Source organism: Luteitalea sp., assembly GCF_022842525.1.
Lineage (GTDB): Bacteria > Acidobacteriota > Vicinamibacteria > Vicinamibacterales > Vicinamibacteraceae > Luteitalea.
The window spans coordinates 1-9,290 of record NZ_JALHPM010000224.1 but is presented as its reverse complement, the minus strand read 5'-3'; the positions used below and the strand labels follow the sequence as shown (position 1 = coordinate 9,290).

Annotated in this window: 9 protein-coding genes; 3 read left to right on the top strand and 6 right to left on the bottom strand. The window is 69.0% G+C overall.

Going from position 1 to position 9,290, the window contains the following annotated elements; translation table 11 throughout:
• Positions 1–239: lytic murein transglycosylase (locus tag Q0C41_RS27280; protein WP_291989458.1), on the top strand; the 239-nt coding region annotated here is incomplete at its 5' end.
• Positions 240–342: 103 nt separating this feature from the next.
• Here Q0C41_RS27280 and Q0C41_RS27275 read toward each other — a convergent pair.
• The 5 genes from Q0C41_RS27275 to Q0C41_RS27255 all read right to left on the bottom strand — a co-directional run bounded on the left by Q0C41_RS27275 (position 343) and on the right by Q0C41_RS27255 (position 6,144).
• Entirely contained in the window at positions 343–825 is a 483-nt protein-coding gene (locus tag Q0C41_RS27275; protein ID WP_291989456.1) for a peroxiredoxin, read from the bottom strand.
• Positions 826–836: 11 nt separating this feature from the next.
• Complete coding sequence (locus Q0C41_RS27270; protein WP_291989454.1) at positions 837–3,896, bottom strand: hypothetical protein; 3,060 nt, start codon at positions 3,894–3,896, stop codon at positions 837–839.
• Positions 3,897–4,008: 112 nt separating this feature from the next.
• On the bottom strand, positions 4,009–4,944 hold the full coding sequence (locus Q0C41_RS27265; protein ID WP_291989453.1) for a homocysteine S-methyltransferase family protein: 936 nt from the start codon (positions 4,942–4,944) through the stop codon (positions 4,009–4,011).
• A gap of 160 nt (positions 4,945–5,104) precedes the next feature.
• On the bottom strand, positions 5,105–5,605 hold the full coding sequence (locus Q0C41_RS27260) for an arsinothricin resistance N-acetyltransferase ArsN1 family B (protein ID WP_291989451.1): 501 nt from the start codon (positions 5,603–5,605) through the stop codon (positions 5,105–5,107).
• Entirely contained in the window at positions 5,602–6,144 is a 543-nt protein-coding gene (locus Q0C41_RS27255) for a hypothetical protein (protein ID WP_291989449.1), read from the bottom strand. Before Q0C41_RS27255 ends, Q0C41_RS27260 begins: the two co-directional genes overlap by 4 nt.
• Positions 6,145–6,220: 76 nt before the next feature.
• Here Q0C41_RS27255 and Q0C41_RS27250 point away from each other — a divergent pair, with 76 nt between their 5' ends.
• Positions 6,221–6,799: a hypothetical protein gene (locus Q0C41_RS27250; protein WP_291989447.1), complete on the top strand. Its 579-nt coding sequence runs from the start codon at positions 6,221–6,223 to the stop codon at positions 6,797–6,799.
• Positions 6,800–6,811: 12 nt separating this feature from the next.
• On the opposite strand, the gene Q0C41_RS27245 is transcribed toward Q0C41_RS27250, so the two are convergent.
• Positions 6,812–7,207, bottom strand: coding sequence for a VOC family protein (locus Q0C41_RS27245; RefSeq protein WP_291989445.1), 396 nt, complete (start codon positions 7,205–7,207; stop codon positions 6,812–6,814).
• Between the two features lie 182 nt (positions 7,208–7,389).
• On the opposite strand from Q0C41_RS27245, the gene Q0C41_RS27240 reads away from it, so the two are divergent.
• On the top strand, positions 7,390–9,153 hold the full coding sequence (locus Q0C41_RS27240) for a hypothetical protein (protein ID WP_291989443.1): 1,764 nt from the start codon (positions 7,390–7,392) through the stop codon (positions 9,151–9,153).
• Positions 9,154–9,290: the final 137 nt, after the last annotated feature.

The window sequence follows — 9,290 nt, the reverse complement described above, 5'->3', positions numbered from 1 at the left end:
CGCTCGGCGTGCGCACCGCCGACGGCGCGCCCCTGCCGAAGGCCGAGATCGCGGCGTCACTGCTGCGCACCGACTCGGGCGCGTTCCTCGTGTATCCGAACTACGAGGCGTTGCTCAGCTACAACTGCGCCAATGCCTACGCGATGGCCGTGGCGCACCTGGCCGACCGCATCGCCGACACGGATCCCCTGCCCACCGCGGCGAAGAAGAAGCCCGTCAGAAGGAAGAAACGACGGTAGGCAGGACGGAGGAATGAGGAGGGAGGAAAGAGGTAGGACAGAGGTGAAAAAGGGGAAAGACCTCCGTCCTTCCTCCTCGGTCCTCCGTCCTTCTTGCCGTTGTCTACAGGCCGCAGACCGACTCGGCCGACGAGACCGACACGGCGCCGGCGCTCTCCTCGACCTTGAGGTCCTTCACCACGCCGTCCTCGATCACCGCGGCGTAGCGCTTGCTGCGCGTGCCCAGCCCGAAGCCGGATCCGTCGAGCTCGAGGCCGGCGGCCTTCGTGAACTCGGCGTTGCCGTCGGCCAGCATCAGGACCTTGCCCTGCGCGCCGGCGGACGCGGCCCACGCATCCAGCACGAACTGGTCGTTGACCGCCACGCAGGCGATCGTGTCCACACCCTGCGCCTTGATGGCGTCGTGGTTCTTCACGTAGCCGGGCAGGTGCGTCTTGTGGCACGACGGGGTGAAGGCCCCAGGCACCCCGAACAGCACCACTTTCTTGCCGCCGAACACGTCGGCAGTCGTGAGTTCCTTCACACCCTCCGGCGTCATCGTGCGGAAGGTGGCGGCAGGCAGGCGATCTCCAATGGTCAATGACATGACCGTCGAGTCTACCTCAGGGCCCCGGCCTGCTTCTCGAGACCAGCCAACTCGCCCCGCAGGTCCTCGAGCCGCTGGAAGGCGTCGCGGCCGGGGCGCTGGTCGGCCTGGTTGGCCATCCGCCACACGCTCGAGAGCTGGTCGATCAGCATCGGCTGCGGGTAGCTGCCGCTGGCCGTCACGAGCTGCGTCCGGAGCGTGGCGGCCGCTCGCGCTTTCGCCGCATCGCCACCGGCGGCCACCTCGGCCAGCCGTGCGCTGAGCGCCAGCGCCCGGGACGCCGTCTCGCGGACGCTGACCAGCAGCTGGTGCTGCGCCTCCAGGTCGGCCTGTGTGACGCCATCGGCCGTCACACGCGGGTCGAGTCGCACCCGCAGCGGCTGCGTGCCGGCGACCGACCCGTCCACCGTCAGACGCACCGAGTAGACGCCCGGGACGACCATGGGCCCGACACCACCCCCGTCGGGATTGGCAGCGGTCGGCAGGCCCGGCAGCCGGAGGTCCCAGGCGAACCGATGCGCCCCCCTGGTGCGCCCCGGCCCAGCCACCGCGGGTCGACGACGCCCCGGCGCTCGCATGCCCTGCGCCGGTGTGGTCGCCGGCGTGCCCGAGGCCGTCGTGTAGGTGCGGATCTCCTTGCCGCTGCCGTCGAGGATCGCCAGCGACACCGACTGCGCCTCCGTGGGCAGGACGTAGTCGATGGTCGCCACGGCGCCCGGGTAGTCGGGCGTCTTGGACGTCGCGACGCTGGTTGCCAGGCGCGCCCGCGTCGCCTCGCGCGGCGCGAGCAGCACCGGGGTCGTTGGCGCGGCCTTCCACTGGTACAGGCGCGAGAGGTCGTCGAGCACCCAGAAACCGCGCCCCATCGTCGACACCACGAGATCCCTGCGGTGCACACGCAGGTCCGTGACGGGAGTGACCGGGAGGTCGAGCTGCCAGCGCTGCCAGGCGGCGCCGTTGTCCCACGAGAGGTACATCCCGAACTCGGTGCCGGCATACAGCAGCCCGGCGCGGTTGGGGTCTTCGCGCACCACGCGCACGGGCGTGCCGGACGGGATGCCGTTGCGGCCATCGGTCAGGCGCGTCCAGGTGCGGCCGTAGTCGTCGGTCCGATAGACGTACGGCTCCCAATCACCGAGCAGGTAGCGGTAGTAGGCGATGTAGCTCGAGCCCTTGCGATGCGACGACGGATCGATCTGCTGCACGCGGCCGCCTGGCGGCAGATCCTTCGGCGTCACGTTGGTCCACGTCTTGCCATCGTCGCGCGACACGAAGACCGGCCCGTCGTTGGCGCCCGACCACAGCACGCCCTTCTCGATCGGCGACTCCTCGAACGCGTAAATCGTCGCGTACACTTCCTCGCCCGTGATGTCGCGCGTGATCGGCTCACCGGAGATGCCCTGGCCCTCGGGCAGATTCGCCGTCAGATCGGGGCTGATGACCTCCCAGGTGCGCCCTTCATCTCGGGTGCGATGGACCACGTGCGAGGTGTGATAGATGACCTTCGGGTCGTGCGGCGAGATCTCGAAGGGCGACGTCCGCTGGAAGCGATAGCGGATGTCACGCGAGGCGTGCCCGTACCGGTTCTGCGGATACACCCAGTAGTGCTGCTCCTGCCCCGTGGCGAGGTTGAGACGGCTGAACTCGCCCTTGCACACGCCGTAGACGATCTGCGGGTTGTCGGGCTTCGGCTTGATCGGGCCGGTCTCGCAGCCGGCACCCTGGGTCCAGTACTGCAGCGTGTCGTCGGGCGACCACGAGTGGGGCGCGTTGCTCGGGACGATCACCGTGGTGTTGTCCTGCTGCGCGCCGTACACGCGGTACGGGTACTGGTTGTCCACGTCGACCTGGTAGAGCTCGGCGGTGGGCTGGTTGTACTGCGTCGTCCACGTGCGGCCGCCATCGCGCGACACGTTGGCGCCGCCGTCGTTGGACTGGATCAGCAGATCGCCATCGTCGGGATTGATCCACATGCCGTGGTTGTCGCCGTGCGGCGTCGACACCGTGTCGAAGGTCGTGCCGCCGTCGGTGGACTTCCACATCGACAGGTTGTTGACCCAGACGACGTCGGGGTTCTTCGGGTCGGCATCGACGTACGTGTAGTAGAAGGGCCGCGCGATCAGCGACGGATTCGCGTTCACCTGCCGCCACGACGCGCCGGCATCGTCGCTGCGATAGAGGCCACCCTTCGGACTGACGGCTTCGACGATGGCGTAGAGGCGCTTCGGGTTGGAGCGCGAGACGTCGATGTCGATCTTGCCGAGGAGGTCGGTCGGCAGGCCCTCGGACGTGCGCGTCCAGGTGCTGCCGGCATCGGTCGACGTGAAGATGCCGTTCTCGCTGGCCGGCCCGCCGCTGATGATGGTCCACGGCTTGCGTTGACCGCGCCAGGCGGCCGCGTACATCCGGTCCGGGTTCGACGGGTCCAGGACGAGCGAGAAGACGCCGGTGCGGTCGTTGAGGAAGAGGGTCTTCTCCCACGTGCGGCCGCCGTCCCTGGAGCGGAAGACGCCGCGATCAGGGCCATCGACGAACACCGGGCCAACGGCGGCGACATACACCAGGTCGGGGTTGGTGGGATGCACACGCACGCTGCCGATGGCGCCGACGTCGCGCAGGCCGATGTGCGTCCACGTGCGGCCGGCGTCCGTGGACTTGTAGACGCCCAGCCCCTTGATGACGTTGCTGCGGATGGCGGCACTGCCGGTGCCGACGTAGATGACGTCGGGATTGGACTCGGCGACCTCGATGGCGCCGATGGACGCCGTCTCGAAGAAGCCGTCCGAGATGTTGGTCCACGACTGCCCGTAGTCGGTGGACTTCCACACGCCGCCGCCAGTCGCGCCCATGTAGAAGGTGCCCGGCTGCCGGCGATGGCCGGCCACGGCGGTGACGCGTCCGCCCCGATGCGGTCCGATGTGGCGCCAGTGGAGGCCACCGAAGGGGTCGAGCGCAGGGGCCGCCGCCGGCGCTTGCGCCGCGACGGACACGGGCAGCAGGGGTAGCGACACCGCCGACGCGACGAGCAGCGCAGCAGCAAGAGCAGAGTGGACGAGGGGCGCGAATCTCATGGAATCGCGCCGATCGTAGCAAACACCTGGGTAGGGCCCGTTCTCCGAACGGGCCGTCGCTACTGCTGATGTCACGGCCGGCTCGGAGAGCCGGCCCTACCCCCATGGGTCGTCAGGCGGCGACGGCGGCGGCAATCGCCTCGACATGGCGGTGGTCGGTGCCGCAGCAGCCACCGAGCACGGTCAGCTGTGGCAGGTGCCGGCGCAGCTCGGCGTACGACGCGGCCAATGCGATCGGATCGCCCGTGTCGAGATCGGGCGCGTCGTTCAGCTCCGCGTGGCTGCGGCACGACGCGTTGGCGCGGATGCCCCTGATGCGCCGCACCCAGTGCTCCTGGGGATCGAGCAGGTGCGCGAAATGGGTCGGGTGCGCGCAGTTGACGAGGTAGTAGGCCGGATAGCCGCTGGTGGCGCCATCCACCACCCGGATCGCCGATCCGAGGGACTGGCCCGTCGGTAGCTTGCCGTTGGTCTCGACCGTGAACGAGATGGCGAGTGGCATGCCCGCGCGTCGAGCCGCGTGTGCCATGCCGATCGCCTCCTCGACGTAGTTCAGCGTCATCGCCGTCAGCATGTCGGCCGCCGTCGACGCCAGGGCGTCAATCTGCGGCTGATGGTAGGCCTCGGCATGACGGACGGTCATCATCGCGTCGGGCACGTAGCCGTCGCCGCGCGGCCCGAGACAGCCGCTGATGACGACCGGCACGGGCGCGAACTCGGCTCGCAGCTCCTCGAGCAGCGACACGGCCCGTCGATTGATGCCGGCCAGGTCGGCGGCGTTCAGCCCATGCCGCGTTCCCCAGTCGCCGTGTGCACGCCAGGTCGGCGTATCGAGCACGAGCCCCGTGCCGTACCGGCGGGCGATGTCGGCGTACGCGCGGAAGTACCCGCGCGCGGTCTCCTCACCGTCGGACGAATGCAGCAAGTGGAACGAGGCGAAATCCGGCAGCGTGACGCCCTGCTGGAAGATCAGGTACGTCTCCATGCCGCCATCGGTCAGGAAGAGACGGTCGTGCAGTTGGGGGAGTGCGGTGCGATAGAAAGACATGGATGAAAACCTCCATGCCGCGTCGGTGCGAAGGCCCGCCGAGCGACACGCCACTGGAGACGGTCGCCAGGAGGCCCGCGTTCCGATGGCCGAGCTCCGATCGACGTGATCGCTGGTGACGTGTTCGGTCGGCGCGCCGCACGACGTTTACACGCCGCTGTCAGGCCAGCGCTCGCTGCCAGTAGCCGACGTCCACCCAGCGGCCGAACTTGAAACCGACCTCGGACAGGTGCGCCACCTTGCGGAACCCGCACGACTCGTGCAGGGCCACGCTGGCCGCATTCGGCAGCGCGATGCCGCCCAGCGCCACGTGCAGGCCGAGATCGGTCAGCCGCGCCAGCAGGTCGGTGTACACGCGGGTGCCGAGGCCACGGCCGACGGCATCGTGGGCAAGGTAGACCGTGGTCTCGGCCGAGAACCGGTAGGCCGTGCGCGGACGCCAGGGCGTCGCGTAGGCGTATCCGTACACATCGGGACCACGGCTGACCACGAGCCAGGGCAAGCCAGCCGCTGCCACCGCGGCCATGCGGGGGCCCATGTCGCCGGGCGTCACCGCATCCTCCTCGAACGTGATCGTGGTCTCGCGCACGTAGTGGGCGTAGATGGCGGCGATGGCCGCCGCATCGGTCTCGACCGCCGGACGAATGGTGACGTCGGTCATCCGCGGCCCCGGGGGCGACGCGCCGCTGCCCCTGGCGAGGCGGCCACGGGTCGCATCAACTGGTCATGCGCGAGGTCCCCGACCGGGCGACCACCGGTGAGCCGGCTGCGATACCCGGCCAGCGTGCGGTGCAGCGCCGCGACGTCCACACCGCGTCGCTGCGCCGCCATCTCGCGCCGCACCACCGCCGCAAGGCCGCGCATCGCGCCCAGCGTCGTCCGGCTGTGGGTCGGCCGCACGACGCCATCGGCCATCTGGTCGATCTCGGCGGCAATCGCCGGCTCGGGCACCGCGAGGCCCCGCAGCAGGGCCACCAGCCCGATGGCCAGTCGCTGCGGCAAGGCGTCGAGGGCGTCGGCTGGGAGCACGACGGTCAGCAGCGTCCTCTCGCTCGTGCACAGCAGCAGGGCACGCCGCCCGGCCTGAATCGGCTGAACCTGCCAGTCGCCGAGCCGCGTCGTGGTCGACGGAGGCGCGGACGCCTCGGGATCGGGGTCGAAGGCGGCCAGGAGAGTGCGGGTGAGCCGGAGCGTGTACATGCGTGGGCACGATTCTACGGCCCGGCCGTCCAGCCCGACCGTGTGCGGCAGTCGGCTGTCGTATCGTTGAGCAGATATGGCGAACGCAACCGACGCCCGTGCCACCGCTCACCAGACTCGTACACAGCTCGACGAGGCGCTCGACGATGTGCGCAAGGCCCCACTCGACCACGGCACCGTGCACCTGATCGTGCGACGGCCGGTGGTCGAGACCCGCGAGGTCCTCGACGACGCCGTGTTCGACGTCACGGAGGGCCTGGTCGGAGACAGCTGGCACGCCCGCACGCGCTCGTCCGACGGGACGGCCGATCCGCTCACGCAGATCACGCTGATGAATGTCCGCGCCATCGGCGCCATCAGCCCAGACACGTCGCGCTGGCCACTGGCCGGCGATCAGCTGTTCGTCGATCTCGATCTGGCCGGCGACCACTTGCCGGCAGGCACCCGTCTGCGCATCGGCGACACCGTGCTCGAAGTGACCAGCCAGCCGCACCTGGGCTGCCGCAAGTTCGTCGACCGGTTCGGCATCGACGCGATGAAGTGGGTGAACGCGCCGGAGGGCCGCGCCCTGAACCTGCGCGGCATCTACGCGAAGGTCGTCAGCAGCGGCCGCATCCGGCGCGGCGACGTCATCGAACGGGTGCCCGTCGCCTGAGGGAAGCGCCCCTCAGCGAGACCCTTCCGTCGTGAAGTGGGGGTTCTCGATCAGCCCGATGACGTTGCCGAACGGATCGGCCACGCGAGCCATCCTGATGCCATCGCCGACATCGGTCGGCGCCGTGACGAGCGTGGCGCCTACCAGGACGAAGTGCTCCACCGCGGCCTCGATGCTCAGCACGCGCCAGTAGGCGACACTGCCGCCCGGACCTGGCTGCCCTTCCGACAGGTCGGGATGCAACCCCAGTTCGAAGCCACCAATCGAGAAGCCGACGTAGAACGGCTGGTCGAAGTACGGCTGTTGCGCGAAGGCCTGGGCGTACCACGCCTTCGCGTGGACGATGTCGGGCACCTTATAGATGACGGTGCCGAGACCGAGACTGGTGGGAGCGAGTTCCTGCGTCATGCACACCTCTGCCGTGTGCTCGCTGACACCTGCATCCGCGCCGCGGCGAGTGAAACGCGGCGCAGGTAGGGGCTCCACTCGAGACCGGAACCCCGCCAGGAACGACAGCACGGTAACGGCAGTCGCGTCGTGCGTCAATGACCGTCGGCCAGCGGACCGAGACCCGCGCCTACAATGTGCGCGTGAACCACCACATCCGTGCCTTCCGTCTCGTCGGCGGCGTGCTGGCTGCCGCGCTCGTCGCCGCCATCGCCCACACCGCTGCCCCGGGCGCCGCACAATCGACAGGCGTCCGCGTGCGGGTATCCTTCCCCGCCGCGCTCGACGCCGGCCGTCTGGACGGCCGACTGCTCCTCATGCTGTCGACCGACGCGAAGGCCGAGCCCCGCTTCCAGATCACCGACGGCCCCGAGACGCAGCTCGTCTTCGGTATCGACGTGGACGGTCTCGCGCCCGGCACCCCTGCCGTCATCGACGCCGCCGCGGTCGGCTATCCGCTGGCCAGCCTCCGCGATGTCCCGCCCGGCACGTACACGGCTCAGGCCCTCCTGCACCGCTACGAGACCTTCCGCCGGGCTGACGGCCACGTCGTGAAGCTGCCCATGGACCGAGGCGAGGGCCAGCAGTGGAACCTCGCCCCCGGCAACCTGTACAGCACGCCGGCCCAGGTCACGATCGGCCGGGACAGCACCGTCGACATCACGCTCGACAAGGTCATCCCGGTCATCCCGCCCCCACCGACGACGACCTACATCCGGCACGAGCGGATTCGCAGCGCGAAGCTTTCGGCGTTCTGGGGCCGTGACATGTACATCGGCGCGCACGTCCTGGTGCCGGAAGGCTTCGACGCGCACCCCGAGGCCAGGTATCCGCTGATGATCGACCACGGGCACTTTCCCTATACCTTCGACGGCTTCCGCGAGCAGCCACCGGATCCGACGCTGGCGCCCGACTTCAGCGCGCGCTTCAACATGCGCGGCTACAACCGCTACCAGCAGCAGGCGGCCCACGACTTCTACAAGGAGTGGACGAGCCGCGACTTCCCGCGCGTGCTCGTCATCCAGATTCAGCACCCGACGCCGTTCTACGACGACTCCTACGCCGTCAACTCCGCCAACGCCGGCCCCTGGGGCGACGCCATCGTCGAGGAACTGATCCCGCACATCGAGCAGAAGTACCGCGGCATCGGTCAGGGCTGGGCGCGCTTCATGTATGGCGGATCGACCGGGGGCTGGGAGGCGCTCGCCGCACAGGTGTTCTATCCGGAGGCGTTCAACGGGGCGTACGCCGCCTGCCCGGACCCGATCGATTTCCGCGCCTACACCGTCGTCAATCTCTACGAGGATCGGAACGCGTACCACGTCGACGGCACGTGGAAGAAGACGCCGCGGCCCGGCCACCGCAACTGGCTCGGCCACGTCAGCGCGACGCTCGAGGAGATGAATCCTCGCGAGCTTGCCCTCGGTAGCAAGACGCGGTCGGGTCAGCAGTGGGACGTCTGGGAGGCCACCTACTCCCCGGTCGGCGCCGACGGCTATCCGAAGCGCATCTGGGACAAGGTCACGGGCACCATCGACACGGACGTCGCCGCCTACTGGCGCGAGCACTACGACCTCGTGCACATCATGCAGCGCGACTGGGAGAAGGGCCTCGGCCAGAAGCTGGTCGGCAAGGTCAACCTCTACGTCGGCGACATGGACAACTACTACCTGAACAACGCCGTCTATCTCGCCGAGGACTTTCTGCGCGCGACGACCACCCCCTGGTTCGCCGGCGAGATCACCTACGGCGACCGGGCCGAGCACTGCTGGAACGGCGACCCCGTCCGACCGAACTACGCCTCACGCCTGCGGTACCACCAGATGTTCATCCCGAAAGCCGTCGTCCGCATGGAGAAGACCGCGCCGAAGGGCGCAGACCTCACCAGCTGGCGCTACGGGAGGTGATGTCACCCCGGAGAGGACGGAGGAGGGAGGAATGAGGAGGGAGGTAGGACGGAGGTGCGAGGACGGAGGAGAGGACAGAGGAGGAGGAAAGGGGTCGGGCCGAGAACGAGAAGCTGGGTAGATCGGAAGAGCACACG

Coding starts and splice junctions, on each gene's coding strand:
- Q0C41_RS27250 (WP_291989447.1), top strand. CDS start 6,221: ATGGCGAACGCAACCGACGCCCGTGCCACCGCTCACCAGACTCGTACA.
- Q0C41_RS27265 (WP_291989453.1), bottom strand. CDS start 4,944: ATGTCTTTCTATCGCACCGCACTCCCCCAACTGCACGACCGTCTCTTC.
- Q0C41_RS27275 (WP_291989456.1), bottom strand. CDS start 825: ATGTCATTGACCATTGGAGATCGCCTGCCTGCCGCCACCTTCCGCACG.
- Q0C41_RS27245 (WP_291989445.1), bottom strand. CDS start 7,207: ATGACGCAGGAACTCGCTCCCACCAGTCTCGGTCTCGGCACCGTCATC.
- Q0C41_RS27270 (WP_291989454.1), bottom strand. CDS start 3,896: ATGAGATTCGCGCCCCTCGTCCACTCTGCTCTTGCTGCTGCGCTGCTC.
- Q0C41_RS27255 (WP_291989449.1), bottom strand. CDS start 6,144: ATGTACACGCTCCGGCTCACCCGCACTCTCCTGGCCGCCTTCGACCCC.
- Q0C41_RS27260 (WP_291989451.1), bottom strand. CDS start 5,605: ATGACCGACGTCACCATTCGTCCGGCGGTCGAGACCGATGCGGCGGCC.